General features: G+C 66.4%; 30 protein-coding genes. 14 read left to right on the top strand and 16 right to left on the bottom strand.

Annotated features, from left to right (window positions below; translation table 11 throughout):
• Positions 1–37: 37 nt before the first annotated feature.
• Together FN976_RS13885 and FN976_RS13890 are read right to left on the bottom strand one after the other, a co-directional pair.
• Entirely contained in the window at positions 38–451 is a 414-nt protein-coding gene (locus FN976_RS13885) for a hypothetical protein (RefSeq protein WP_145893636.1), read from the bottom strand.
• A 173-nt stretch (positions 452–624) separates the two neighbouring features.
• Positions 625–1,131, bottom strand: coding sequence for an SRPBCC family protein (locus FN976_RS13890; protein ID WP_145893637.1), 507 nt, complete (start codon positions 1,129–1,131; stop codon positions 625–627).
• 64 nt (positions 1,132–1,195) lie between these two features.
• Between FN976_RS13890 and FN976_RS13895 the strand changes: the two genes are divergently transcribed.
• Positions 1,196–1,564, top strand: a complete 369-nt coding sequence (locus FN976_RS13895; RefSeq protein WP_145893638.1) for a MerR family transcriptional regulator — start codon at positions 1,196–1,198, stop codon at positions 1,562–1,564.
• Between the two features lie 36 nt (positions 1,565–1,600).
• Here the strand turns inward: FN976_RS13895 and FN976_RS13900 are convergent, their stop codons facing one another.
• Genes FN976_RS13900 through FN976_RS13915 form a run of 4 tightly spaced genes read right to left on the bottom strand, consistent with a single transcriptional unit; the run spans position 1,601 to position 5,361 of the window.
• Positions 1,601–2,764, bottom strand: coding sequence for an acyl-CoA dehydrogenase family protein (locus FN976_RS13900; RefSeq protein ID WP_145893807.1), 1,164 nt, complete (start codon positions 2,762–2,764; stop codon positions 1,601–1,603).
• A complete protein-coding gene (locus FN976_RS13905) occupies positions 2,764–3,144 on the bottom strand; it encodes a cupin domain-containing protein (protein ID WP_145893639.1) in 381 nt (126 codons plus the stop codon). Before FN976_RS13905 ends, FN976_RS13900 begins: the two co-directional genes overlap by 1 nt.
• On the bottom strand, positions 3,141–4,391 hold the full coding sequence (locus FN976_RS13910; RefSeq protein WP_145893640.1) for a CaiB/BaiF CoA transferase family protein: 1,251 nt from the start codon (positions 4,389–4,391) through the stop codon (positions 3,141–3,143). Before FN976_RS13910 ends, FN976_RS13905 begins: the two co-directional genes overlap by 4 nt.
• 4 nt (positions 4,392–4,395) lie before the next feature.
• Entirely contained in the window at positions 4,396–5,361 is a 966-nt protein-coding gene (locus FN976_RS13915; protein ID WP_145893641.1) for a Bug family tripartite tricarboxylate transporter substrate binding protein, read from the bottom strand.
• A 121-nt stretch (positions 5,362–5,482) separates the two neighbouring features.
• On the opposite strand from FN976_RS13915, the gene FN976_RS13920 reads away from it, so the two are divergent.
• Positions 5,483–6,370, top strand: coding sequence for a LysR family transcriptional regulator (locus FN976_RS13920; RefSeq protein WP_145893642.1), 888 nt, complete (start codon positions 5,483–5,485; stop codon positions 6,368–6,370).
• Positions 6,371–6,536: 166 nt separating this feature from the next.
• Here the strand turns inward: FN976_RS13920 and rbp are convergent, their stop codons facing one another.
• On the bottom strand, positions 6,537–6,887 hold the full coding sequence (gene rbp / locus FN976_RS13925; RefSeq protein WP_145893643.1) for an RNA-binding regulator: 351 nt from the start codon (positions 6,885–6,887) through the stop codon (positions 6,537–6,539).
• Between the two features lie 287 nt (positions 6,888–7,174).
• A complete protein-coding gene (locus tag FN976_RS13930; RefSeq protein WP_145893644.1) occupies positions 7,175–7,741 on the bottom strand; it encodes a hypothetical protein in 567 nt (188 codons plus the stop codon).
• A 70-nt stretch (positions 7,742–7,811) separates the two neighbouring features.
• On the opposite strand from FN976_RS13930, the gene FN976_RS13935 reads away from it, so the two are divergent.
• Entirely contained in the window at positions 7,812–8,657 is an 846-nt protein-coding gene (locus FN976_RS13935; protein WP_222432817.1) for a DMT family transporter, read from the top strand.
• A 67-nt stretch (positions 8,658–8,724) separates the two neighbouring features.
• On the opposite strand, the gene FN976_RS13940 is transcribed toward FN976_RS13935, so the two are convergent.
• The 7 genes from FN976_RS13940 to FN976_RS13970 all read right to left on the bottom strand — a co-directional run bounded on the left by FN976_RS13940 (position 8,725) and on the right by FN976_RS13970 (position 14,935).
• Entirely contained in the window at positions 8,725–9,135 is a 411-nt protein-coding gene (locus tag FN976_RS13940) for a cupin domain-containing protein (RefSeq protein WP_145893646.1), read from the bottom strand.
• Between the two features lie 115 nt (positions 9,136–9,250).
• The gene (locus FN976_RS13945; RefSeq protein WP_186510893.1) at positions 9,251–10,240 is read right to left on the bottom strand and encodes an ABC transporter substrate-binding protein; all 990 of its coding nucleotides are present in this window, start codon (positions 10,238–10,240) and stop codon (positions 9,251–9,253) included.
• 104 nt (positions 10,241–10,344) lie between these two features.
• Entirely contained in the window at positions 10,345–10,776 is a 432-nt protein-coding gene (locus FN976_RS13950; RefSeq protein WP_145893648.1) for a hypothetical protein, read from the bottom strand.
• Between the two features lie 75 nt (positions 10,777–10,851).
• Positions 10,852–11,541: a Crp/Fnr family transcriptional regulator gene (locus FN976_RS13955; RefSeq protein ID WP_145893649.1), complete on the bottom strand. Its 690-nt coding sequence runs from the start codon at positions 11,539–11,541 to the stop codon at positions 10,852–10,854.
• Positions 11,542–11,709: 168 nt separating this feature from the next.
• The gene (locus FN976_RS13960) at positions 11,710–12,747 is read right to left on the bottom strand and encodes a response regulator (RefSeq protein ID WP_222432818.1); all 1,038 of its coding nucleotides are present in this window, start codon (positions 12,745–12,747) and stop codon (positions 11,710–11,712) included.
• On the bottom strand, positions 12,744–13,115 hold the full coding sequence (locus tag FN976_RS13965; protein ID WP_145893650.1) for a response regulator: 372 nt from the start codon (positions 13,113–13,115) through the stop codon (positions 12,744–12,746). Before FN976_RS13965 ends, FN976_RS13960 begins: the two co-directional genes overlap by 4 nt.
• Positions 13,112–14,935 (bottom strand): sensor histidine kinase, encoded by a 1,824-nt coding sequence (locus FN976_RS13970; RefSeq protein WP_186510894.1) that lies wholly within the window; start codon positions 14,933–14,935, stop codon positions 13,112–13,114. Before FN976_RS13970 ends, FN976_RS13965 begins: the two co-directional genes overlap by 4 nt.
• Before the next feature lie 164 nt (positions 14,936–15,099).
• Here FN976_RS13970 and FN976_RS13975 point away from each other — a divergent pair, with 164 nt between their 5' ends.
• Positions 15,100–15,819, top strand: coding sequence for a Crp/Fnr family transcriptional regulator (locus tag FN976_RS13975; RefSeq protein WP_145893652.1), 720 nt, complete (start codon positions 15,100–15,102; stop codon positions 15,817–15,819).
• Between the two features lie 11 nt (positions 15,820–15,830).
• Positions 15,831–16,814 carry an ABC transporter substrate-binding protein gene (locus FN976_RS13980; protein ID WP_186510895.1) on the top strand — a complete coding sequence of 328 codons (984 nt, stop codon included), beginning with the start codon at positions 15,831–15,833 and terminating at the stop codon, positions 16,812–16,814.
• 58 nt (positions 16,815–16,872) lie between these two features.
• Here the strand turns inward: FN976_RS13980 and FN976_RS13985 are convergent, their stop codons facing one another.
• The gene (locus FN976_RS13985) at positions 16,873–17,166 is read right to left on the bottom strand and encodes a DUF1330 domain-containing protein (protein ID WP_145893654.1); all 294 of its coding nucleotides are present in this window, start codon (positions 17,164–17,166) and stop codon (positions 16,873–16,875) included.
• A 117-nt stretch (positions 17,167–17,283) separates the two neighbouring features.
• Between FN976_RS13985 and FN976_RS28885 the strand changes: the two genes are divergently transcribed.
• From FN976_RS28885 to FN976_RS14025, 9 genes are all read left to right on the top strand, one after another.
• Entirely contained in the window at positions 17,284–17,697 is a 414-nt protein-coding gene (locus FN976_RS28885; RefSeq protein ID WP_186510896.1) for a hypothetical protein, read from the top strand.
• Entirely contained in the window at positions 17,694–18,788 is a 1,095-nt protein-coding gene (locus FN976_RS13990) for a serine hydrolase domain-containing protein (protein WP_186510897.1), read from the top strand. Before FN976_RS28885 ends, FN976_RS13990 begins: the two co-directional genes overlap by 4 nt.
• 7 nt (positions 18,789–18,795) lie before the next feature.
• Positions 18,796–20,502 (top strand): M14 family zinc carboxypeptidase, encoded by a 1,707-nt coding sequence (locus tag FN976_RS13995; protein ID WP_145893656.1) that lies wholly within the window; start codon positions 18,796–18,798, stop codon positions 20,500–20,502.
• A gap of 130 nt (positions 20,503–20,632) precedes the next feature.
• Positions 20,633–21,976 carry a sensor histidine kinase gene (locus tag FN976_RS14000; protein ID WP_145893657.1) on the top strand — a complete coding sequence of 448 codons (1,344 nt, stop codon included), beginning with the start codon at positions 20,633–20,635 and terminating at the stop codon, positions 21,974–21,976.
• A 167-nt stretch (positions 21,977–22,143) separates the two neighbouring features.
• Positions 22,144–23,100: a sugar ABC transporter substrate-binding protein gene (locus FN976_RS14005; protein ID WP_255440414.1), complete on the top strand. Its 957-nt coding sequence runs from the start codon at positions 22,144–22,146 to the stop codon at positions 23,098–23,100.
• A 33-nt stretch (positions 23,101–23,133) separates the two neighbouring features.
• Positions 23,134–23,496 (top strand): response regulator, encoded by a 363-nt coding sequence (locus FN976_RS14010; protein ID WP_145893659.1) that lies wholly within the window; start codon positions 23,134–23,136, stop codon positions 23,494–23,496.
• A gap of 28 nt (positions 23,497–23,524) precedes the next feature.
• Positions 23,525–24,007: a GreA/GreB family elongation factor gene (locus FN976_RS14015; RefSeq protein WP_145893660.1), complete on the top strand. Its 483-nt coding sequence runs from the start codon at positions 23,525–23,527 to the stop codon at positions 24,005–24,007.
• A gap of 142 nt (positions 24,008–24,149) precedes the next feature.
• Complete coding sequence (locus FN976_RS14020) at positions 24,150–24,362, top strand: hypothetical protein (protein WP_145893661.1); 213 nt, start codon at positions 24,150–24,152, stop codon at positions 24,360–24,362.
• 64 nt (positions 24,363–24,426) lie between these two features.
• Complete coding sequence (locus FN976_RS14025; protein WP_145893662.1) at positions 24,427–25,368, top strand: recombination-associated protein RdgC; 942 nt, start codon at positions 24,427–24,429, stop codon at positions 25,366–25,368.
• Position 25,369 lies beyond the last annotated feature (1 nt).

Consider the following 25,369-nt stretch of genomic DNA (forward strand, 5'->3'; position numbering starts at 1 on the left):
CTGGCCATTGCATGTCATGCAGCGCAAGACGCCGTCGTCAATCGCGTGAACGGATGCCGAACCAGCGTGCCAGCCGCTCGCGCCAGATGTCGCGGCCGGCCTGACGATAGTCCCGCAGCCACCCGCGGGTCGGCGGCATGCGGCGCACGATCCACTGCGCGACGACGATGAAGGTCATCATCCAGAACAGGCTGAGCCACAACGCGGCCCACCACCCGTGGCTGGCTTGCTCCAGTCCCTCCCGCAGCGCCGACCGCAGCACGATCACGCCGAAGAGCGGTACGGCCGCGATGCACAGGTAGCCGAGCAGGAACTTGGTGAGGCCAAGCCGGCGGCGGCGTTCGCGGGAAACCAGGGACGTGATGCCCACCGCAACCAGCAGCGCCACGGCAAACCAGGGCAGCTGTTCGCTTGCACGCTCGACGAACGCAGTGGAGAGGATGTCGGGCACGGGCGTTAGGTCCAACCGAGCGGATGCCCCGGCAACTCGGAGCACCTAGTTTACATAGAGCGATTGCCGCCGGCGCCTGCCACCCCCAGCCCGCCCATTGCTCAGCATGATCCGCTTGGAGCCAAGCCCCGCTTCGATACTCTGCCAAGGGCCACTTTTGCCATCTGTGAGCATCAGGAGCCGCTGACATTCTTCCGGTCCTGCGCGGTGCAAGGCTGCTTTGGGTCGAAGGCGCATTCGAGTATTTTCTTGAGACGACGCATGGCCGCATCGGCGCGCTTCTGCGTCGCCAGCCCAGCGAGGGGCAGGACCGTCCAGCGAGCAAGGGGCGTCGTGCTTCTGCTCAGCATCCGCCACTGGACCCGGCACGTGTTCAGTTCAATATCGTGGAGCTCGATCTCCATGCGCGGCATCAACAGCGGCAGCGACCCCTCGGTCACAAATTTCCGCGGCGGCGCCACTTCAGTCACTCGAATGACGACGGATTGCCTGCCACGAAGTGGAGTGAGAAGGGTCTCGTCGTACTCCTTTCCCACAGTGGCATGCGCAACCTGATCACGTGACTTGACTTCCACGACCCCGGGGAACCATTCGGCGAAGTTCGTGTGGTTCGACACGTAGTCGAAGACAACCACTCGTGGGCGTTCGATCACGACGCTTGTGCTGGCGAGCGAATACATGGGCACCTCCTTGCTGGAAGGCGATGCTAGAGTGTGGACCCGGGTCCACAGTCAAGAAAACTTCATGGAAATTTCCGCGCTCGAGGCGCAGACGGGTCTTGGGCGTGACGCCATCCGGTACTACGAGCGCCGCGGCTTGCTGGGCAAGATCCCTCGCGGTTCGAACAACTATCGGGACTATCCTGCGTCGCTCGTGAAGGAAATCAAGCTTCTTCGCAGCATGCAGTCGCTTGGCTTTTCCCTGGACGAGATCCAGGAAGTGCTCAACGGATTGCGTTCCGGCGGCATCCAGTGCAAAGCAGGCGCCGAGCTCCTGGCCGAGAAGCGTCGAGGTGTCGAGCAGCAGATTCGCAGCTTGAGGGAGGTCAGCCGCTTGTTGGCACTCGAGCAGTCGCGCCTGGAGGATCGCGCTCGCCGGCATGCACGGCGATAGCGGAAGCCCTCGGGGCGACATGGCTGGCGCAGCCGCTCAATACGACTTGGGCAGGCCCAGCACCTTCTCGGCGATGAAGCACAGGATCAGCTGCGGGCTCACGGGCGCGAGCCGCGGGATCCACGCTTCGCGCAGGTAGCGCTCGACGTGGAACTCGCGCGAATAGCCCATGCCGCCGTGCGTGAGGATGGCGTTCTCGCAGGCGCGGAAACATGCCTCCGCACCCAGGTACTTCGCCGCGTTGGCCTCGGCCCCGCACGGCTGTCCCTGGTCGTAGAGATGCGCGGCTTTCTGCGCCATGAGGTGCGCCGCCTCCAGTTCCATCCAGTTGCGCGCCAGCGGATGCTGGATGCCCTGGTTCATGCCGATCGGCCGGTCGAACACCACGCGCTCCTGCGCATAGCCGGTGGCCTTGCGCAGCGCGGCGCGGCCCAGGCCGATGGCCTCGTGCGCGATCAGGATGCGCTCCGGGTTCAGGCCATGCAGGATGTATTCGAAGCCGCGGCCCTCCTCACCGATGCGGTCCGCCACCGGCACCTTCAGGCCGTCGATGAACAGCTGGTTGGAGTCCACGCACTGGCGGCCCATCTTGGCGATCTCGTGCACGGCGATGGCCGAACGGTCCAGGTCGGTATAGAACAGGCTCAGGCCATGCGTCCCCTTGGATTCCTCCACCGGCGTCGTGCGTGCCAGCAACAGCACCTTGTTGGCGACCTGCGCCGTGGAGATCCACACCTTCTGGCCCGTCACCACGTAATGGTCGCCGTTGCGCACCGCGCGCGTGCGCAGCTTCAGCGTGTTCAAGCCGGAGTTCGGTTCTGTGACCGCGAAGCAGGCGCGGTCCTGCCCCGCGATCAGCGGCGGCAGCCAGCGCGCCTTCTGCTCCGCCGTGCCGAACACGACCACCGGGTGCAAGCCGAAGATGTTCATGTGCACCGCCGATGCGCCCGAGAGCCCGGCACCGGTGGCCGCGATGGTGTGCATCATCAGCGCCGCTTCGCGGATGCCCAGGCCCGAGCCGCCGAAGGCCTCCGGCATGGCGATGCCCAGCCAGCCGGAGCCGGCGAGCGCGCGGTGGAACTCGTCGGGGAAGCGGCCGTCCTCGTCGCGCGCGTGCCAGTAGGCGTCGTCGAACGGCGCGCACACGCGCGCAACCGCGTCGACGATCTGGCGCTGCGATTCGTCCTGCGCGAAGTCCATCATGGCCGCACCACGCGGCTCGGATCCTCGCCGTACGGCGGGCTGTAGATCACCAGCACGCGCGCGGGCTGCTCGCTGGTGACCGTGAACACGTGGAACAAGTCGGCGGGGAAAAAGCAGGCGTCGCCCGGCTGGAGGTCGAAGCTGTCGCCGCCCACCTCGGCGCGCGCACTGCCCTCCAGCAGGTAGCAGACCTGCTCGACCCCCGGGTGCGCGTGCGGCAAGGCGCCGCCACCGCGGGCGATCGTTCCCAGCACCACCTCGATGTTGCGCGCGCCGATCGCCGGGCCGATCAGGCGCTGGTTGCTGGTGCCCTCATGGTTGGCCGGATGGTAGGCGGGCACTTGCGCGCCCCGCACGTGGTACTGGCTGGTGGTCATGGTGTCACGGGCTCCTGGGGTGCGGGGGCCACGTGGCAGGCGCCCGACTGCAGCAGCTGGGCGATATCGGCGTCGGCGTAGCCCAGCTCGCGCAGCACCTCGCGCGTGTCCTGGCCCAGTGCCGGCGCGGGGGAAAGATCGGGGCTGGGCGGCGTCGCACCCCAGCGCGTGGGCTGGCGTGGCATGCGCAAGGTGCCTTCGGTCGGATGCTCCACCATGCGGATGAAGCCGGTCGCCGCGTGATGCGGGTCGTCCAGCAAGTCGGCCGGGGAGTTCATCGGCATGTTGGGAACGTCGGCCGCATCGAGCAAGGCCTGCCATTCGGCGGTGCCGCGCTCGCGCAGGATGCGAGCCAACTCCTCGTAGACCGCATCGATGTTGTCGGCGCGCTGGCGGTGCGTGGCGAAGCGCGCATCGCGCTCCAGCCGGCCGGCGTCACCGATCGCGGCGAAGAAGCTTTTCCACTGCTTGTCGTTGTAGATCAGGACGCACAGGTAGCCATCCTGGGTGCGGTACGGCCTGCGGTGCGGCGTGAGCAGGCGTGGATAGCCTGCGCCTCCTTGCGGCGGATCGAACGCGAGGCCCGCGAGGTGGTCTCCCAGCACGAACTGCGTCATCGCCTCGAACATCGGTACCACCACGGCCTGCCCGACCCCGCTGACCTGGCGCGCATACAGCGCCGCCGTCACGGCATACACGGCATGCAGGCCCGTCACGCGGTCGGCCAGCGTCACCGGCGCGTAGCCAGGCGCGTCCGCGCCCGCCTGCTGCATCAGCCACGGCAGTCCGGTCGCGCCCTGGATCAGGTCGTCATAAGCGGGGCGTGCCGCGTACGGCCCCTCCTGGTCGAAGCCACAGCAGCTGACGTGGATGATGCGCGGATTGCGCGCGCGCACCGAGGCGTCGTCGAGGCCGAGGCGCTGCAAGGCCTGGGGTCTCACGTTGCTGATCAGCACATCGCTGCGTTCGGCCAGGCGGTGCGCCACCTCCACGCCATCCGGGCGCTTCAGGTCCAGCACGATCGAGCGTTTGCCCTGGTTGGCCTGCAGGAAGATGTGGCCCATGCCGGCGTTGCGCATGGGGCCCACGTGGCGCATGTTGTCGCCTTCGGGCGGCTCCACCTTGGTGACTTCGGCGCCCAGGCCCGCCAGGATCTGCGTGGCGAAGGGCCCCATCACCACCGTGGTGAGGTCGAGGATGCGCACGCCGGCGAGCGGCCCCGCCGCCGGCTGCAAGCGTTCTGGCATCGCGCTACTCCGGCTTGATGCCGGCCTGCCTGATGAGCGTGCTCCAGTGCGTCAACTGGTCTTCCACGTATCTCGCGAATTCGCCCGGCGTCTTCGACGGCCAGACCTGGAAGCCCAGGCCGGCCAGCTTCTCCTGCACTTCGGCGTCGGCCAGCACCACCTGCAATTCACGGTTCAGGCGATCGACGATGGGCGCCGGCATGCCGGCCGGGCCGAAGATGCCGTTCCACGACGTCAAGTCGAAGCCGGGCAGCGCCTCGGCCATCGAAGGAACGCCGGGCAGCAGTGGCGACGACTTGGCCGTGGTGACGGCGAGCGTGCGCACCTTGTCGGACTTCATCATCTGCAGGCCCGAGCCGAAATCGGTCACGTACACCTGCACCGAGCCGGCGATCAGGTCGGTCATCGCCTGCGGGCTGGACTTGTAGGGCACGCCCACGATGTCCAGGCCGGCAATGCGCTTGATGGTCTCCGACGCCACCAGCGAAGTGCTGTTGGGCGTGGCATACGAGAGCTTGTTGGGATTGGCCTTCGCGTGCGCGATCAGTTCGCGCATCGATTTCACCGGCAGCGAGGTCGGCACCACCAGCGCGAACGGCAGCTCGCCCACGCGCGCGACCGGCGTGAAATCCTTCACCGGGTCGTAGGGCAGCTTCTGGAACAGGCTGGGGTTGGCCGAGTGGGACGTGTTGGTCGTCATGAACAAGGTATAGCCATCCGGCTTGGCCTTGGCCGCGGCCTGCGCCCCGATCTGCGCGCTGGCGCCCGGCTTGTTGTCGATCACCACGGGCTGCTTCAGCCGGTCGGCGAGCTTCATGCCGACGATGCGGGCCACGGCGTCGGTCCCGCTGCCGGCCGCGAACGGGACGATCAGCGTGATTTGCTGGGCGGGGTACTCCTGCGCCGAAGCGCCCAGCGCGGCGGTCCACAGCAAGCCGGCGCCCAACAGGCGGGTGAGGATGGTTCGCATGGTGAATGTCTCCTGCAAGGTGAAGCGGGCCTATCATCTGGCGGCCAATCATTCACGTCCAATCCTTTTTCCGGCTCGATGGATTGCTTTTGCGAATCGCCGCAGCCGCCCGGAGCGACCGATGAAACTGCATTTCCTGCGCTACTTCTCCGTGCTCGCGGAGGAGTTGCACTTCGGCCGCGCGGCCGAGCGGTTGGCGATGACGCAGCCACCGCTGTCGAGCGCCATCAAGTCCCTGGAACAGGAGCTGGGGGTGCAGCTGCTGGAGCGCGACAGCCGGCGCGTGCGCCTGACGCCGGCGGGCGCCGCCTTCCTGGTCGAGGCGAACCAGATCCTGGAGCGCGTCGCCAAGGCTTCGAGCGTGGCGAAGGCGGTTGCGCGCGGCATGCACGGGCGGCTGGAAGTCGGCGTGACCGGCTCGCTGATCTACCGCAAGGTGCCCGCCATCGTGAAGGCGTTCCGCCGCGAGATGCCTGGCGTCGACGTGGTGCTGCGCGAGATGTCGACCGCCGACCAGACGGCCGCGCTGCTGCACGGCCAGCTGCACGCGGGCTTCATCAATGCCGCCGCGGTGCCACCCCAACTGCAATCCATGCCGCTCGCCGCCGACGAGTTCGTGCTGTGCCTGCCTGTCGACCATCCGCGGTCGGGCGCGGCGTCAGTGAAACTGCAGGACCTGGCCGGCGAGCAGTTCGTGATGTTCTCGCGCGACGTGGCGCCGGCCAACCACGACAACGTGATCGCGATCTTCAGCCAGGCCGGCATCCACCCGACGACGGTGCATGCCGCGCGCCAGTGGCTCACCATCATCGCGATGGTGGCGCACGGGCTGGGTGTGTCGCTGGTGCCGCGCTCGCTCTCGCGCTCGAAGGTGGATGGCGTGCGCTTCGTGCGCGTGCGCGGCTTGCGCGCGCAATCGCCAGCGCTGCTGGCCTGGAACCCGGAGTTCGAGGCGGCGGTGGTGGCGAGCTTCCTGGAGGTCGCCCGCGCCGCGATCGCGAAGGCGTGAGTGCTGGGTTCACAACGCCGGCGCGGGAGGGCTCCGGCAAATGCGCGGCTGTGATCGGCCGCCTTGCCGCGGCTCATCACTGGCGCCGACGACAAGTCCAGGCCACTGCGCCTGGTTCGAACGCAAAAAAAGCCGGCAAAGCCGGCTTTCAGAGGCAGCGCCGGTCTCAGTAACGACCGCCGCCGAACCCGCCATTGCCATAGCCAACGTCCGCCCGGTTGCTGGCCTTGAAACCGTCCGTACCGGCTCCGCCGGGGCCACGGCCTTCCTCGCGAGGGCGGGCCAGGTTCACGTTGATCGAGCGGCCATCCACGGACATGCCGTGGAGCCCCTTGATGGCAGCTTCGGCAAATTCGGCCGAGGCCATTTCGACAAAACCGAAGCCCTTGGAGCGGCCAGTTTCACGGTCCATCATGACCTTGGCGGAGGAGACGCTGCCGAACTCGGCAAAGTTGGATTCCAGGATGGAATGGGTCACGGAGTAGGGCAGGTTGCCCACGTAGATCTTGGTGCTCATGCTGAGCCTTTCTCAATAATGGCGCGCCGCAGTGCGCACAGGTGCCGCGCAGCAACCTGCCGCGCGGTGCGCAACGTCAGAAGACATCGAGAGGGATTCAGACAACGACGCGGCGGGATGCAAGTTCGCCGGAGGGAGACAGTCCTACCTGGAAGAGCGACGATCTGCTCAACGTTCAGCAGCACCGAGGTTAACACGCCGGGCACCTTCGCGACGGGCACGCGCTTGGAACTGGTTCCAACCTGTCTTGAACCTTGGCAGGCACCGCGAAACGCCGCCTGCCATCGTCAGGACACCAGCCCCAGGTACGCCTGTCGCGTCTGCGGCAACACGGCCCCGACGAGTTGCTCGTAGGACGTGCGATGGCGGGCCAGCATGCGGCCCGACGCCACGGATTTCGAACGGCAATACCAGTGGCAGGTGTGCTGCATCAGGAGCATCTCGGCCAGGATGACGAAGGCGCGGTCTTTTGGTGGGCTCTGTTCATCGATGGCACGGCAGATGCCGCGAGCGTGCATGCGCAGCGCCTCGCGCATGTCGAAGGACCTGTCGAACGCGGGCGAGCGGGGCAGCCAGATCGGGAACTTGCTCACGCGCGTGGCCGCAGGCTCGACGCCCGAGAAGTCCTCCGCGAGCTTGCGGACCTGCCGGCACAGGGCGTCCTCGGTCCCGCGCAGCACGCCCCAGACCTGCTCGCTGCGGGCGGGGTCCGATTCGCCAAGGGCGCGCGAGTAGCCCTGCGAGAGCGTCTCGATGTGCTTCTCGATGTCATGGCCGGACAGGTAGCGGGCCAGGATGACGATGCGCCGTTGCTGCTGCCGGGCCCATGCGATCCACAAGGCGACCAGCGCCATGGCAGGCCCGCCGGGTTTGGCACACTGTCTGCTGCCACCGCATTTTCTTTCACCTGGTTCGCCTGCCTGCATGTCGTCGCCTCGCCCCTTTGTTCTTGCGGCTGCAGGCATCGCCGCACTCTGTGCGCTCGACGCCGCGGTGAAGGAACTGACCCGGTCGGCGGTCGCTTATGCGGTGCTCGGGAGGTACGTATTCGGCACGGTCTTCGCACTGGCGGTCTGGTGGTGGCAAGGCCGGCCCAGCCTGACCCGGGAAATGCTGCCCGCTCACCTCTTGAGAGGAACCCTGATCACCATCACCGCGTTTCTCTTCTTTTTCTCCCTCACCCGGCTGGGCCTGGCTGAGGCAATCACGCTGTCCTTCGTTGCGCCGCTACTCATCCCGCCGCTCGCCCACCTGTTTCTCGGCGAGAAGATGCGCGGGCCGGTGGTGCTGGCCGCCTTCGTGGGCTTTGCGGGAGTGTTGCTGACCCTGCAGGGCGCGCCGAGCTTCGACGGCGATCGCACCTTGGCACTCGGCGCGGTCCTTGGTGCGGCGCTGGCGTACGCGTTGGCTGCAATCGTGATGCGGGCGCGCGCTGCCAAGGATGGGTCCACGCTGCTGACGCTCACCAGCGCAGTCATCCCGATGGTCTTGCTTTCGCCTGCTGCCGTGGGCGCTCCCTTGCCGACCTGGGAGGCCTTGGGCTTGGCGCTGCTTGCGGGGTTGTTCGGCAACCTGGGCATCCAGTTGCTTGCCCGCGCCTACGCCAGCGCCGAAGCACAGTCGCTCGGCGTGCTGGAGTTCACTGCGCTGCCTTGGGCGGCGCTCTTTGGATGGCTGTTGTTCGCGGAAGCGGTGCGCCCCCAGGTGTGGCTTGGCGCGCTGGTGATCTTCGCCGCTTGCTGGTGGGTGGGGCGTGCGGGCAGGCAGTAGCGCGCTCGAGTCACCCATTCCGATGCTCTACCGCCTGGCGGTCCAGCGCGCCGCCGCCGCGACGCAGCTACGGAGCCGGAACGACGACAGGTTTGTTCTTCTCGACCACGAACGTGGCGACCGTCTTGGCGACAGTCTCTCCAACATTGATGGTTTCGTGAACCACGCCCTGCGGATTGTGATAAGCCTCGCCGGCGGTGACGCGACGCGGGGGCTGCCCTTCCAGCCGGAGTTCCAATGTGCCTTGAAGCACCGCTGCGTACTCATCTCCGGGATGCGAGTGACGGCCCGTGGTGGCGCCGGGAGAGAATTCGATGGCGATGAGAACTGACTCCTTCGTGCTGTCACCGCTCAGTGAGGTACGCAGCAACGGTTTGGAGGTGACGCCGGCACGCTGCGCCAGGGCAGGTGGCGCAAGCGCCATCAGCGCTACCGCGGAAACAAGCGTCGAAAGGAAGAAGGCTGTCGTCGTGCGCATGAATGTCTCCTTGAGTGGAACAGGCCTCGGTATTGGCTTCCAACAAGGTTAGCGGGATCTCTGTCTGGCGCATGTGCCGTTTCGTACGTCGCCATGCAGACGCCTCAATGAGGGATCAGCCCACCACACGAGTGGCCTGCAACATGACGTGGTTGGGGATGCGCAGCCCCATATCCGTCGCCGTCTTCATGTTCAGCACGAACTCATAGACGTTGATCTGTTCGACTGGCACATTCGACGGGCTGGCGCCACGGAGGATCTTGTCGGCGAGGGTGCCGGCGCGACGGAAGGCGGCGTTGAGGCTCACTCCGTACGAAACCAGGGCTCCGGTGTCGGCGAACTCGGGAGACCCGAAGATCCCGGGAATGCGATGCTGGATGGCAAGCGCGGCCAGTTCGCGACGCACCGCAAACGCCAGTTGGCTCGGCACGCTCAAGGTCGCCTGGATGCCGGTGCGAGACATGTCCGCATACACGAGGCCAAGATTTGCCGCGGTATACGGCGTCGGTGTTGCGGCAATCGAGAGAGATTGGGCGATGGCCGCCAGCCCCGCCGCGGACGCCCGCGCGCCGTCGTCGGCAACGGGATGAAGGACGACCAACCTGTTCAGTCGCGGTATCAGCTCCTTCAGGATCTGGATGCGCTTCGCAGCGATTTCGCGATCCATGGCCGAGTACCCCGTGATGTTCCCCCCCGGGCGAGCCAGGGACCGGACGACGCCGAGGCCAACCGGATCGAGCCCGTAGGCGAACACGACCGGCACTGAGCCGGAATACCGGGCAACCTCCGCGGCCTGTTGATCGGTCGAGGTGACCATCAGATCGCATGGAGCAGCAAGCAACTCGCGAGCCGCGATTGCCGTGCCGGCGGGGTTGCGCACGTCGGTGACGCGAACGTCGAGAACCAGGTTGCGGCCTTCCACCCACCCCTTTTCTGCCAAACCTTCGCGCAGAAGCTGGGCGGGAAGCATGTTGCGGCCCGATGCGCTGCTGAAGAGGAAACAGACCCGGCGGGCAACGTCCGGCCGCTGCGCAAATGCAACAGGCGAGGCGGCGGCCGCCCACAACACCAGGCGGCGCCTTGTCAATCCTGCGAGAGCTGGCATTGCAGGGAGGATCGTTCGCATTCCGCCAAGGCTACCCGAACTCGCGCCGCCGGGGGGGTGCGCTTTCGCACGCCGTGCTGCAGCTGGCTCCTCTTGCGGCCCCACTATTGAACCCTGGAGATCGACTTGACCTTGATGGCGCGAGCGCCTTTGTCGTCCGAGAGAGCCCCGTAGTAGTCGTCGCCGAGTTTGTAGTTGTGCCAGCACTGATCGGTCCGGCTGTTCCAGACGGGCATGTGTTTTTTCATGCACCACTTTCCATCGTCTTCAAGCACGTGTGTCCCGGTTGCAGGACTCTCGCTGCGGCTGGAGTAGTGGTGTTCCGATCCGCTCAAACTTCCATCAGCCCTGAAGACCAGGTCGCCTTCGCCCTGCCGGTTCGGCCATTGGTACTGCACCCGCATGGGCATCATCGCGAGGTAGTCTTCCTTCGCGAGCTTCTTCGCGCCTTTGTCCAGCAATTCGCCAACCGTCGATTGGGCAATGGCCGAGGTGGTCAGAAAAGCCGCGAGGAAGTAAAGGATGAAGGTCCGCATAGTGTCTCCAAGAAAAATTGCCGGGCGGCGGAAACTGACGGGCCGCCTCATTGAATCGGATGTCATTGATCGCGGCTATCCGCGTCCGCAAACCTCCATTTCCGAAACATGCGCTTGCAGCCTCTGGATATCGGCCCCAAGCCGCTGTGCGATCAGGTTCGTCACGAGGAATGCGAACTGCGGGTTCTGGAAATACAGCTGCCGAAAGTCCGTTTCGCCGATGCCGAGCACCACGCAGCTGGTCAGACAGCGCGCACTGAGCGTGCGCCGCCGGTCGGCGGCGAAGAACGACACTTCGCCGAGCAGTTCGTGCAGTGGCACCGGTTTCCCGATTTCGACGAGTTCCAGTTGTCCCTCCACCGGCAGGTAGAGCGTCTGCGCGGCATCCCCTTTCTGAAACAGCATGTGCCCCCCGGGATGGCGCTCTATCCGCATGTAGGGCTTCAGCCAGAGGCCGGAGAGGTCGCCGGTCCTGGCGGCGTGCTCCACCTTGCGGGTGAGCCAGAAGATTTCCCGCAAGCGCCAGACGTTGAGCGGCAACAGCACGACATAGAGCAGGACCGCCACCAGGTTCGGCATGAGCAGCGCCGCAACGAGCAGGAAGACGTTGCTGCAGGCCGTCAACGCGCGCAACCGCACCATGGTGCGGGCGAAAGTTCCCAGGAACACGAGACCGAGCCCCAGCAGACTCGCCAGCCCGATGGCCGCGCCGCGTGGACTGGCCATCGCCTGCGCCGACGAGGCGAATAGCGTCAGGAGGTCCACCACGCTCCGCTTTCAGGATGCCGGCGGTGAAATCCCGCGGAGGCGGGCGGGACGGCGACGGAAGGGAAGGAGCGGCGTCTCCACATGGTGGCTCTCAGTGGGATGGACAAGAGCCTGGAGTCTCGGCCACCCCCCGCGCCGGGTCGGTGCGAAATCGCACCTGCCGCGTCAAGTCACGGCGGTCACCAGCAGCGCCGGCACGGGCCTCGGAAACCCCTTCAGCTCCAGCGGGCCGACCGGCTCGCCCTGCACCTGGCCATCGAGCTTCCCGGCCACGCGCTGGTGCACCAGCGTCTGGCCGGCCTTTGCCTCGGCGCACAGGCGGGCCGAGAGGTTGCAGACGGCACCGACGGCGCCGTAGTCGAAGCGGCCCTCGAACCCCACCAGGCCCATCGTCGCGTGCCCCTGCGCGATCCCGATGCCCAGCCCCAGTTCGAACCCCAGCTTGCGCCAGGCGTGCGCCCGATCGGCGAAGGCCTCCTGCATGGCCAGTGCCATGCGCACGGCCTGCAGCGCCGGGTTCTCCACCGGCAGCGGGTCATTGAAGAAGATCATGATCCCGTCGCCAGCGAAGTGTTCGACGGTACCTTCGTGGCGGACGATCAGCGCTCCCATGGACGCGTGGTACTCGCGCAGCACGCCGAGCACGTCTTCCGGGTCGGCCGATTCGGAGAAGGCCGTGAACCCCCGCAGGTCCAGGTGCACCACCGTGATCTCGCTGCGGTGGCTCTTCATCGGATCGAGTTCGCCGCTGGCGATCATCGCGGCCACAGGTGGCGAGAAGAATCGCTTGAGCTGCGTGAGCCGCTGCGCCTCCACTTCCTGGTGCAACGCCCGGATGCGCAGAAGCGAGCGAACGCGGGCCAGGAGTTCGTGCCGGTCGATCGGCTTGGTCAGAAAATCGTCGGCGCCGGCCTCCAGGCCACGAACCTTCTCGTCCTTGCCGTCCAGCGCCGTGACGAGCACGATGGGCAGCAGGGCGGTCACTGGATCCGAACGCAGCCGCGCGCAGACGTCGTAGCCGTTCAGCCCCGGCATCATCACGTCGAGAAGCACCAGGTCGGGCTGGACCTGCGCGACCATCTCCAGCCCTTCTTCGCCATTCCTCGCCGCGGCCGTTTCATAACCTGCCGCTTGCAGCAGGTCGACCAGCAGCTTGACGTTGGTCGGCGTGTCGTCCACCACCAGGATGCGGCGCATCGTCATGCGCTTTCCCCCAGCGCTCGCCGCACGGTGTCGAGGAAGCTGCGCATCTGGATCGGCTTGGTGATGAAGTCGTCGAATCCCGACGCCAGGATTCGCTGCTGTTCGTCCGGCATCACCGAGGCCGAAACCGCGAAGACCTTGAGGCCGTCGCCGAGCGCCTCACGGATGCCCCGCAGCACCTCCACGCCGTCGATGTCGGGCAGGCGGATGTCCAGCAGGATCAGGTCGGGTGGCGGCGCCGCGAGCGCGAGCGCCAGGCCCTCGCGGCCGGTCCCCGCGCCCAGCACCTCGAAGCCCGCGAATCCCAGGATGTCCCGGAACAGTTTCATGTTTCGCTCATTGTCTTCCACCACCAGGATGCGCTTCATGCGGCCTCCCTTTGCGGCAGCCTGAACACGAAAGTCGAACCCTGGCCGGGCTCGCTGGCCAGCGTGATGGTTCCCCCGTGCAACTCGACGAGGCGCCGCGTGAGGGCCAGGCCCAGGCCTGTGCCCTCCGCCTTGGCCAGGTGGTTGCCACTCGCCTGGCGGAACTCCTCGAAAACGACCTCGCGGTCCTCCGCGCGGATGCCGATTCCGTTGTCCTTCACCGACACCTGCAATCCGCGGTCCGCCTCCTGCGCTTCGACCTGCACGCTGCCCCCCGCCGGTGTGAACTTGATCGCGTTGCTCAGCAGGTTCAGCAAGATCTGGCGGAACTTGCGCTCGTCCGCCACCCACTCGTGCAATTCGGGATCGCACACCAGGGTCAGCCCGACCCGCCCCCTGCCGGCGCGCTCGCGCAGCAGCGAGACCGTTCCCTGGAGCACGTCGGGGACGCTGAATCGCGCCAGTTCCAGGTCCATCCGGCCGGCCTCGATCTTCGACAGGTCGAGGATGTCGTTGATGAGGGACAACAGGTGCTTGCCGGAACCGTGAATGTCGACCAGGTACTCAGCCTGCTTGTCGTTGAGTTCGCCGAACATGCGCTCCAGCAGCACTTCGGAAAACCCGATCACCGCGTTGAGCGGCGTGCGCAGTTCGTGCGACATGCTGGCCAGGAATTCGCTCTTGTGCTGCCCGGCGAGCGCCAGCTGCGCGCTCTTGTGCTCGATCTCGGTGACCAGGCGTGCGCTCTCGCGCGTGCGCTCCTCGACCTTGCGCTCGAGGTTGCCCGTCATGTCCTGCAACCGCTCCGCCAGGTGGTTGACGCGCTGCGCGAGGTCCTGCAGCTCGTCGCCCGTACGGACGTCGATGCGGTGCGCCAGGTTGCCCTCGGCCAGGGTCAGCGCGCCTTTGCCGATCGCGCGGATCGGCCGCACCATGCGCCGCGCCACATAGGCGCTGGCCAGCACCGCGAGGACCAGGCCAAGCAACAGCAGGAGGGCCGTGCGGCGGACCGCCGCGACCACCGGCGCCAGCGCCTCCGCGACGGGCTGTTCGACGAACACCGTCCAGCCGAGCGAAGGGATCCGGGCGTGGGCCGTCAGCACGCTTGCGCCGGAGGGCCCGGTGGCAACCGTGGCCTGCCGGGGTGCCCCGGTGATCGCGGCTTCCACGTGCGGCAACGCGGAAAGGTCGCGTTGCCGCAGCACGTTGGCGATGTCCGGGTGGGCGACGAGCCGGCCCTGGACGTCGACCACGTAGGCTCCGCCCGTTTCGCCCACAGCGATCCGCGAAACCACCTCCCAGATGAACTTCAGGTTCACATCGGCCAGGATGACTTCCGGGCCGCCGATCTGCGAGACGGCCACGGTCATGTAGGGCTCGGTGTCCTTGCGGAATTCGACCGGGCCGAACCACGCCTCGGGCGCGTTGGAGGCCTTCATTCCGGGGTGGCTGGACAGGTCGGCCCGCGAAGCGACCGCGTCGAGCGTGACCCGGGAGACGCGCGCCACTTCCCGGCCGCCCGCATCGGCGTAGGCCACGTCCGTGATCGCGGGGACCTGCCGCAACAGCTTGAGGAAGTCGATGCGGACCTGTTCGGGCTGCGCGCCACCCGGGCGGGCGAAACGCACCCAACCGAGCTGGCGCTCGATCTCGCGGACGTAAGCCTCGATGCGGGCCGCCGCGAACGTCGCCTGCTCTTGCTGCAGGTTCAGCACCGCTTCGCGGTTCTCGCGCTCGGTAAAAGTGAGCTGCACGAGCCCCATGACCACAAGGGCGAGGCCGACCACGGTCACGAAGTAGACCGCATACTTTCTCCCCAACGAACCCTGCATTCCCAGCATCCCCTGAGTGTGGATGAATCGGTGACGTGCGCTCAAGCCGGCAGTGCCCGGATGTGGCGCGCATGCCGAAGGTAGCGCCGGTTTCTCATGCCCGATGTGCGCTTTCGTACTGCGCGCTGCCGCCAAGGCCGGAGAATTGGCGCATGGCCCGTGCAACAGCGACAGCCCCACCTTCCGGCCTCGGGCTCCAGCGGATCCGCTTGCTCGAGGGCTTGCCCGCCGAGTCGCTGGAGCGGCTCGCCGCCAACTGCAGTTGGCGGCGCTTCACGGCGGGGCAGGTCTTGCTGCGCCGGGATGCGCCGGTCGGCGGGGTTCTCCTGATCGTGCAGGGGCAGGTGCGCATCGACATCTATACGGCCGCCGGGCGCCAGGTCGCCTTCCGCGACCTGGGCGAAGGCGACATCGTGGGCGAGATCGCGGCCATCGACGGCGGGCGCCACTCGGCCGACGTCACCGCCCTCACGCAGGGCCTGGCCGCCGCCATCGCGCCAGCGGCCTTCCGGCGCTTGCTCGCGGAGCATGACGAGGTGGGCGACCGATTCATGCAGCACCTGGTGCAACTGATCCGGCTGCTCTCCGACAAGGTGGTGGAGCTCAGCACGCTTGGCGTGCGCAATCGCATCCACGGTGAAATCCTGCGGCTGGCCCGCGCAACGGCCACCGACGGCGGCGCCTGTGTCATCTCTCCGGCGCCGCGCCACGCGGACATCGCGGCGCGCATCAGCACGACGCGTGAACAGGTCACGCGCGAACTGTCGGCGCTCAGCCGGGCCGGGCTGCTGGAGAAGACGGCGCAGGGTCTGGTGGTCACGGACATCGGCAGGCTGGCCCGCAGCGTCGACGAAGCGATGCTGCAGGCATGAAACAGGTTCACATGACCCACTCGATCACCCGCCGCGCCTTTGTGGCCACGGCCTCTTTCGTGACGCTGCCCTCACTCGCGCAGACGGCGCGGGTGTCGCGCGCCGCCTTCCTGGCGCAGATCGCCCGGCCCGAGCCGATGGAGCCGCACATCTTCGGCACGCTCGCCAAGTCACTTCGCCAGCTGGGCCACGTGGAGGGCCGCAACATGGCGATCGAATGGCGCTTCGCCAATGGGGACGTCGACAGCCTGCCCCGCCTGGCCAGTGACATCGTCGCCCGCACCCCGGATATCGTCATCGCCGCGGGAACGCTCTCGGCCGTCGCGATGCGCAAGGCGACCACCACCATCCCCGTCATCTTCGGCAACGTGTCGGACCCGGTCGGCTTCGGTCTGGTGCAGTCCTTCCACCGCTCCGGCACCAACATGACCGGCGTGACCAGCCAGCTCACCGTGCTGATGCCCAAACTGGTCGAGGTGATGCTCGAAGCCATGCCGAAGGCCTCGCGCCTCGCGCTGCTGATGAATCCGCAGCAAGTCTCGCATGCGGGTTTTGTCGCCAGCCTTTCGCCCATGGCGGAACGGCGCCAGGTTCGGCTGATGCCCTACAAGGCGGCAAATCCACAGGAGATCGAGCAGGCATTTTCCGCCATGGCCAAGGACAGCGTCGATGCCGCCGTCGTGCCGCGGGATGGCCTGTTCATCCAGCAGAGCCGCCAGATCGGCGAACTCGCGATGCGGCACCGGCTGGCCGTCGGCGGCTTCGACGAGGAGCTGGCACGCAACGGGGCACTACTCACCTTCGGCTCCGACCAGCACATCATGTTTCGCAAAGTCGCGGAATACGCGGACCGTGTGCTGCGCGGCGCCAAGCCGCAGGACCTGCCCGTGGAGCAGGCATCCGACTACGTGCTGGTGGTCAACCGCAGCGTCGAATCGGTGCTGCGCGTGCAACTGCCGCAGTCGCTGTTGGTACGGGCCGACAAGTTGATCTGAGCGACGCGCCTCCTCCCTCACGGTGCGTTGAGCGGCGCCGGAAGCGGACGTGACGCGCTCAGGACGCGAGTCCTTCGACGCTCACGAGGCGTGCCGAACTGCATTCGTCCCGCATCGATTTCAAGCCCTGGTAGACCGGGCCCTCATAAAACGCTTCCCACGCGGCGACCGAGGGGAACTCCAGGATGACGATGCGCCTTGGCGCCCAGTCGCCCTCGTAAACCTTGTGCGCGCCACCTCGGGCCAGGTAGCGGGCGCCCGCGAGTTCCAACGCCGGCTTGACGCCCTCCATGAACTCCCTGTAGCGGGCGGGATCGCGAATCTCGACGTCGAAGATCACAAATGCGCTCATGGCAGGTTTCTTTCGTGAAAGAGGCCATTGTCTGCGTTCGGTCCTGGTACCCGCTTGCGCCTGATGACAAGCTCCTGCTGATCAGGAAGAATGGGGCGTGCTCAAACAGGGGAGTCCATGAAGAAGCTTCGCGCCGGCATGTTTGCCATGGCTTGCCTGCTGACCGCGGGACCCGCATTCGCCCAGGCCGAGGATTGGATCCCCGTCACGGATCCGAAGGACCTCGCCGACCTCTACACGAACAAGACGATCCGGAGCCTGGGCTTCGTGGGCTACTACCGTGGGGACGGCCGCGGCTTTCTCATCGTGCCGAACACGAAACCCCTCGGCCGGAAATGGTTCGTTCGCGGCAACGACCTCGGTTGCGCGACGCTGGATTCCGGCCCAACCCTGTGTTTCCGCTTCCAGCGCCACAAGGACAATCGCAACCTGATCCGCATCATCGATCTGGCACAGAACCTGAACTACACGGCGACGGTGGAGGAAGGTATTCCGGATCTGGAGCCGTTCGAGAAGGCGAGCCGGCCGTGAGCGCGCGCAACGCCTGGCTGGCGGCACTCCTGGTGGTCGCGGTCAGCACGGTGCATGCACAGGGTGCTCCGAAGCCCTTCAGGATTCCTGCGCGAAGCGTGGCCGATGTCGCGCCTTTTGAATGGCAGCAAGCCGGGCCCGAAGCCTTGGGGCTCTCCCGGGAACGCGTCGCGGCGCTGCCCGCGCTGTTGACGTCCGAGACTCCGCAAGTGAAGGTGCTCCTGGTCGTGCGCGACAACCAGCTGATGTTCGAGTACCACCGCGACGGATACGGTCCCGACGACCTGCACAACGTGGCATCCGTCACCAAGAGCGTGATGGCGACGCTCATCGGGCTGGCCCTCCAGGATGGCATCGTGAAAGGCCTCGACCAGAAGGCCGTCGCGCTGTTGCCACCCGCCATCCTTCCGCCGGCGGACGCGCGCTTCCAGGAGGTCACCGTGCGTCACTTGCTGACGATGCGCTCGGGCCTGCACCGCAAAGGGCCCGGCGGCGTGAGCAGCGCGGCGCTCACGCTCAAGCAGCAACTCACCGCCGCGCCCGGCACGTCTTTCAACTACAACAGCTCCGCCAACCATCTGCTGTCGGTGATCCTCTCCCAGCAGACCGGCGCGCCGGCCAGGCAGTATGCGGAGCGCAAGCTCTTCGCCCCTCTGGGCATCTCGGGCTACAACTGGTTCGGTGACGATGATGGCCACAGCTATGGCTCGCACGACCTGTACCTGAAGCCACGCGACATGGCGAAGATCGGCCAGCTTTACCTGCAAGGTGGGGTCTGGCAAGGCCGTCGGATCCTGGACGCCGGGTACGCGGCGGATGCGGTCAGCAAACTGGTCCCGACCGGCCTCGCCGACGCCCCCGATTACGGCTACTTGTGGTGGCCCACGCACTCGCTCGCTGACACGCCTGCCTATTCCGCGGCGGGCTTCGGCGGCCAATACATCTTTGTGGTGCCGGCGCAATCGCTGGTGGTGGTGGCGTTGAGCGACCAGGACGAGGGCGGGCGGACCGCGGCGTTCATCCGCCGGCTGGTCCTGCCGGCGGTGTGGAAACCCGCACAGCCCCGGCCCACCGCGGTGGCGACCCCCTGAGTCACCCATGTCGTCCTTGACCAGCCTGGCTGATCGCACGCCCTTCGAACTCGGCAATGGCAACCAGACGACCACCTGGGCCGAGTGCATCGCCTTCTATGAGCAGTTGGCCGAGCGATTCCCGGGGGTTCTGCGATGGTGGCGGATCGGCACGTCCGACACCGGCCTGCCGATGCACGCCGGCCTGGTCACGGCCGACGGCGTGTTCGACCGCGACACCTTGCGCGCGCAGGGGCGTCCCGTATTTTTCAACAACAACGGCATCCATCCGGGCGAGCCCGAAGGCATCGATGCCTGCATGGCCCTGGTGCGCGACTTCTGCGTCGAGCCCGAGCGGCTGGCGCGACTCGGCGGCACCGCCTTCCTTTTCATCCCCGTCTACAACGTCGACGGCTGCGCGAACCGCCAGTCCACGTCGCGTGCCAACCAGCTCGGCCCCGAGTCGTTCGGCTTCCGGGGCAACGGCCGGCACCTCGACCTGAACCGCGACTTCATCAAGTGCGACAGCCTGGCCGCCCAGGTGTTCAACCGTTTCTTCACCACCTGGGATCCGGATGTGATGGTCGACACCCACACTTCCAACGGTGCCGACTACGCGTACACCATGACCCTGATCCCGACCCAGCCGGACAAGCTGGGCGGGGGCCTCGGCGACTTCCTGCGCGAGCGTATGCTGCCCGCGATCTACGGCGACATGCAGCGGCGCGGCTGGCCGACCTGCCCCTACGTCAACCTGCTGGCCGAAACGCCGGACGACGGCATCGAGGATTTTCTCGATCTGCCGCGCTTTTCCACCGGGTATGCCGCGCTGCACCACACCATCGGCTTCATGCCCGAGACCCACATGCTCAAGCCCTTCGCCGACCGCGTGGCGGCGACGCGCGCGCTGGTCGAGGTGGTGCTGGATTTCGCCGTGGCGCAGGCGGGGCGCATCCAGCAACTGCGCCGCGAGGCGCGGGCGGAAGCCGGGCGCCGCACGCAGTGGCCGCTGCGCTGGCGCAACGACCACGCCCGGCCGGCGCGCCTTTCCTTCAAGGGCTACGCGGCGGTGCGTACGCCCAGCCAACTGGGTGACTATCTGAGGCTCAGTTACGACCGCGGCCAGCCGTGGGAGAAGGACATCGTCCACTACGACCGGTGCGTGGAGGAACTGGTGGTGACCGCACCGAAAGCCTACCTGGTGCCCCAGGCCTGGCGCGAGGTGATCGAGCGGCTGGAATGGAACGGCGTCGCGCTGCAGCGCCTGGCGGCCGACCGGCTGTTCGATGCTCGCGTCTACCGGGTGTTGGACGTCGACACGCGCGCGACGGCTTACGAAGGCCACATGTTCCATGACCGAGTGGTCCTGAGCACGCACACCGAGGCCATCCAGGCGCGTGCCGGCGACGTGCTCGTGCCGCTCGACCAGCCCAAGGCCCGCTACGCGGTCGAGACCCTGGAGCCCGAAGCGCACGACAGCTTCTTCCGGTGGGGGTTCTTCAACAGCGTGCTGGAGCGGAAGCAGGCCTCCATCTCCGCCTATGCCTTCGAAGACACGGCCTTGCAGATGCTGGCCGACGAGCCGCAGCTGCGGCACGCGTTCGCCGAATGGAAGGCCGCGCATCCAGCTCAGCTGTCAGACCCGCAAGCGGTGCTCTGGTTCCTGTTCACCCAGGGCCGGCGCCATGCCGAGCCGGAATGGCAGCGCTATCCGGTGGTGGCGTTGATGGAATGATCAGCAAAGAAACTTGGGCGGCGATTGCACAGCCCGGGTATTTCTGGCCCAATCGCAGACGGGGCTCCCAAAGGTCGGGCATCATGCAAGCGCGCCCTTTCTGTACACCCAGCCCTTTGAAAGTTGATTGATGTTCGCACGAAGCCGGTGGGCGCTAGGCGTTGGCGCGGGCCTGACGATCGGTTTTCTCGCCCTGATCGTGATCGTGGGCGCCACCATCTGGCTGGTGGAACGCGGCAACAGCCTGTTCGAGCAATCGGCGTTGCAGCGCTCGATCCGCATCATCGCGGTGGATCTGCGCGATGATTTGCGCACCGCGGAGTCGAGCCAGCGCGGATTTCTCCTGACCGGCAACCAGATTTATCTGGCCCCCTACGACACGGCCAAGACGCGAGCTCGGCAGAAGCTGGAGGATCTGGGCCGGATGATTGCGCCGGATGCCCCGAACCGGGCCATGCTGCCCAGGTTGTCGGAAGCGGTGAGCGAAAAGATCGCCGAGATGGACAACAGCATAGCGCTGAAAAGCGCAGGCCGCGATGCCGAAGCCATGGCATTGATCCAGCGCAATCGCGGCAAGACGCTGATGGATGAAATCAATGTCTTTCTCTATGGCGCGATCTTGACGGCCGACGAGAGCGGCGCGCTCAACAGCACAGAACAGCAACGCAATGCATCGTTGCTGCGCTGGATCTCGGCGGGCGCCGCCGTGGTCATCGTCCTGGTCGTGTTGGTGGTGGCCTTCACCGTCTACCGCAACGGGCAGGATCTGAAACTGGCGCGCGACGAAGTGCAGGCCATCAACCTGACCCTGGAAGAACGTGTGAAGACCCGCACGGCCGATCTGGCCATGGCCCGGGAACGCGCGGAAGTCCTGCTGACCGAGGTCAATCACCGCGTGGCCAACAGCCTGCAGCTGGTGGCGGTGCTGGTGGGGATGCAAATGCGTTCCGTCACCGACACGGCGGCCAAGGATGCATTGCGCGAAACGCAATCGCGCATCAATGCCATCTCGCTGATCCACAAGAGCCTGTACACGTCAGGCGACGTGACCAACGTCGCACTGAACGACTACCTGGGCGCCATGCTGGGCAACCTGGAAACGGCGATGAAGAAGGACGGCCACACCGCCATCCTGAAATGCTATCTGGAGCCCATTTCGCTGAGCACCGACGCCAGCGTCAGCCTGGGCGTGGCCGTCCAGGAACTGGTCACCAACGCCTTCAAATATGCCTATCCCGACGAGAAGCCCGGCGAGGTGCGGGTGCGGCTGAAGCGATTGGACGACGGCAAGGCCGAACTGACGGTGGAGGACGACGGCGTGGGGATGGCGCCGAACGCGCCGCGCGCCGGCACGGGGCTGGGCAGCAAGATCATCCAGACCATGGCGTCCGCGCTGAAGACCCAGGTGGAATACATCAATCGCGCGCCCGGGACGGTGGCGCGTCTGGTGCTGACGACGGCGACTGCATCCTAGGATCCGCGATGAAATTTCGACTGTCCGCGGTAGCTGCACTGGCGTGTCTCATCGCGCCCTTGGCCGCCGGTGGCGAGGGACTGACCACGCCGGTCAAGCTGCCCGCGTACGACGCGGCACGGGCCGCCTGCAGGGCGCCGCCTGGTTTGCAGAAGAAGCTGGTCTTCGTGCAGGACAACAAGCGCGAATTCATGCAAGGCGTCGGGCGCGGGCTGGAAGCCGCGGCGCGGGCGCGGGGCATCAGCTACAGCGTTGCCCTTGCCGACAATGATCCTGTGCTGATGGTCAAACAGGTGGGCGGCATTGCCACCGACAAGACGGGCGCGATCGTGGTCGCGCCGATCGATCCACCTTCGCTGGCGCCGGCCTTGAAGAAGGTCATCGGCGCGGGCACCTATGTGGGCGCCATCGTGGCGCCGCCGGCGACGACGGTGCTGAACGCACCGCAGTATCTGACCGGCAAGGTCCTGGCGGAAGCGGCGGCCAATTACATCCGCACGCGGCTTGGCGGAAAAGCCAAGGTGGTTCTGCTGACGCATGACAACCTGCAATTCCTGGCGCCGCGTTTCACCGCCATGCGCGACACCCTGCGGACACTGCCGGGCGTGACGATCGTGGCCGACATCTCGCCCGCCACGGTCGACAAGGAGGGCGGGTATCGCACCATGAAGACGATCCTGCTGGCGCAACCGAACATCGATGTGGTGCTCGGCGCGGACACGGTGGTGCTGGGAGCACTCAGGGCCTTGCGCGAAGCGGGCAAGGCACGGTCGGACCAGTTCCTGGGCGGCATCGATGGCGAGCAGGAAGCGGTCGTCGAAATCAAGAAGGGCGACAGCCCCTACAAGGCGAGCATCAGCCTTGCTTCATCCATCTTCGGTTATGCGATGGGCCAGCAGGCCGCAGATTGGCTGGACGGGAAGTCCATCCCCCAGGCCATGGACATCCTGCCCAAGGCGCTCACCAGCAGCAACATCGCGGACTATGAACGCGATACGGCCAACCCTGGCCCGGTCTATGCCGACCCGGCGCGGCGCGCGTCTTATCTGAAGATGTACGGCAATATCTGTTTCGATACGCGCGAAAACTACATCAATTTTCCCTGGTCATCGGAAACCAGATAGTTCCTTCGCACAGAATCGAGCAGCCCGCCAGCCATGACCGCCAACCCCTTCGTCATCCTCTACGTCGAAGACAACGACATGATCCGCGAGTCGTTCGCCGAGTTGCTCGCCACTGCCGATCGCCGGATCGTAGGTGTGGCGGATGGCGCCGGCGCGCGCGCGGCGCTGCGCGAGCAGCACGTCGACCTGCTGATGACCGACATCAACCTGCCCGACGGCTCGGGCCTCGACGTGGCGCGCGAGGCGCTCCAGCAGGACCCGACGTTGCCGGTGATCGTCTGCTCCGGGAATGACTTGAAGGACGTCGCCCGGTCGCTCGGGCCGACCGTGCATCCGCTGATGAAGCCCTTCGACCTGGACGAACTCGAGGCGCTGATCGCGCGGCTCGCGCGATGATCGGCTTCTGTGATGCCTGCCTTCCGTCATGGATAAATTCTTGCTGCATCAGCAGGTGGTGAAGCGGCTCGCCGAAGACCTGCTGCAAGCCGAGCAGGCCGTGCGGGCGGCCTATGAAACGGCGACCCACGAAGAAAACATCGCTGAAAACAAGTACGACACATTGGGACTCGAAGCCGCCTACCTGGCCACTGGCCTGGTTCGGCGCACCGAAGCCATCCGCCTGGCGCTGGCCGATTGGCGGAAATTCCGCCCGCATCCCTACGATGCCCGCAAAGGTGTACAGCTCGGCGCGCTGGTCTGCCTGATGGATTCCGGCGGCCAGCGGCAATACCTCTTTCTTGGCCCGGATGGGGGCAGCATGAAGTTGGACATCGGCACTCAGCTCGTCCAGGTCATCAGCAGCGAAGCCCCTTTGGGCTGGGCCATGCTGGGCAAATTCGAGGGGGATGAGGTGTCGATCGAGATCGGGCCGTTGCAAAAGCGGTTCGAGGTCCTGCGGGTGCATTGAATCGTGAACGAGAAGTGGGGCCCACGGAGAACCAGTCGACGGAGACCTCTCGGGCCGCGCGCTGATCGGTATTCGAGCCGGCGTCCGACATGTCGCCGGCTCCCAGGCCCTAGTCTCCAACGACACTCTTGGGAGACCCGACATGCCCAGCGACAACAAGCTCGATCCGGCCGGTGAACGTGCCGAGGCCACCGAGGCCATGGAGTCCACACCGATCAGCGGCAAGGAGCACGAGTACCGGGCTGACGGGGACCATCGCCCCCGCCAGGACGCGTCGGATCCAGAGGCAGCGCCCGAGGTCGGCGTCGAGACCGAGCGTCACATCAGCGAAGGCATCCCGGGCGCGGGCCGGTAGCTGCGGAGACCTGTTTCGTCGGCTTTGGGGCGAGGGCGGACGCCGGCCCTAGAATGCGCCCCTCATGTTCAAGAACGCCTGCTACTTCCGCATCGCGGACGGCTTCGAGCTGCCCCCGCTTCCCGCCTTGGAAAAGGCGCTCCAGAAAACCCGCTTCGTTCCCACCGGACCGACCCAAGCCGAGTCCAGTGGCTGGGTGCCGCCACGCGGTGCGAAGCACTCCCACCTCGCAGAGCTGGTCGGCGGCCAGCTGATCCTGAAGCTGTGCACGGAGAAGCGCGCCGTGCCCTCGTCGGCGATCAAGGCGGGCGTCGAAGAGAAGATCGAGCGCTACAAGAAGGAAACGGGCCAGGAGCGCGTGGGCGCCAGGGCCAAGAAGGAATTCAAGGAGGAGGTGCTGCTGGACCTGCTGCCGCGCGCCTTCACCAAGCGCGCCAACACCTTGCTCTGGCTCGCGCCGGAGCAGAAGCTCCTGGTGGTCGACAGCGGCACCCTGGCCGGCGCCGACCGGATCGTCTCGGCCTTGCTGGCCGCGTTGCTCGAGATCCCGGGTGTCGGTTCCGCGCTGGACTTGCAGCTGATCCAGACCGAGTTGTCGCCATCGGCGGCGATGGCGCATTGGCTCAGCACGCGCGAGGCCCCCTCCAACTTCACGATCGACCGCGACTGCGAGCTGAAGACGCCGGACGACGAGAAATCCAGCGTCCGCTACGCGCGCCACACCCTCGACATCGACGAAGTCGCGCAACACATCGCAGCCGGCAAGGTGCCGACGCAGCTCGCGATGACCTGGAACGACCGTGTCTCGTTCGTGTTGAGCGACACGGGCCAGGTACGCCGCATGAAGATGCTGGACGTGGTGATGGAAGGCGTGGACAAGCCGGGGAAGGACGAAGATGGCTTCGACGCGGACGCGGCCATCCTCACGGGGGAATTGGCGGGGTTGCTGCCTGATCTGCTGGATGCGCTGGGGAGCGACTCTGTAGCGGTGCCGGCTGGGGGGTGAG

This window comes from Caenimonas sedimenti, assembly GCF_007833165.1.
Lineage (GTDB): Bacteria > Pseudomonadota > Gammaproteobacteria > Burkholderiales > Burkholderiaceae_C > Ramlibacter > Ramlibacter sedimenti.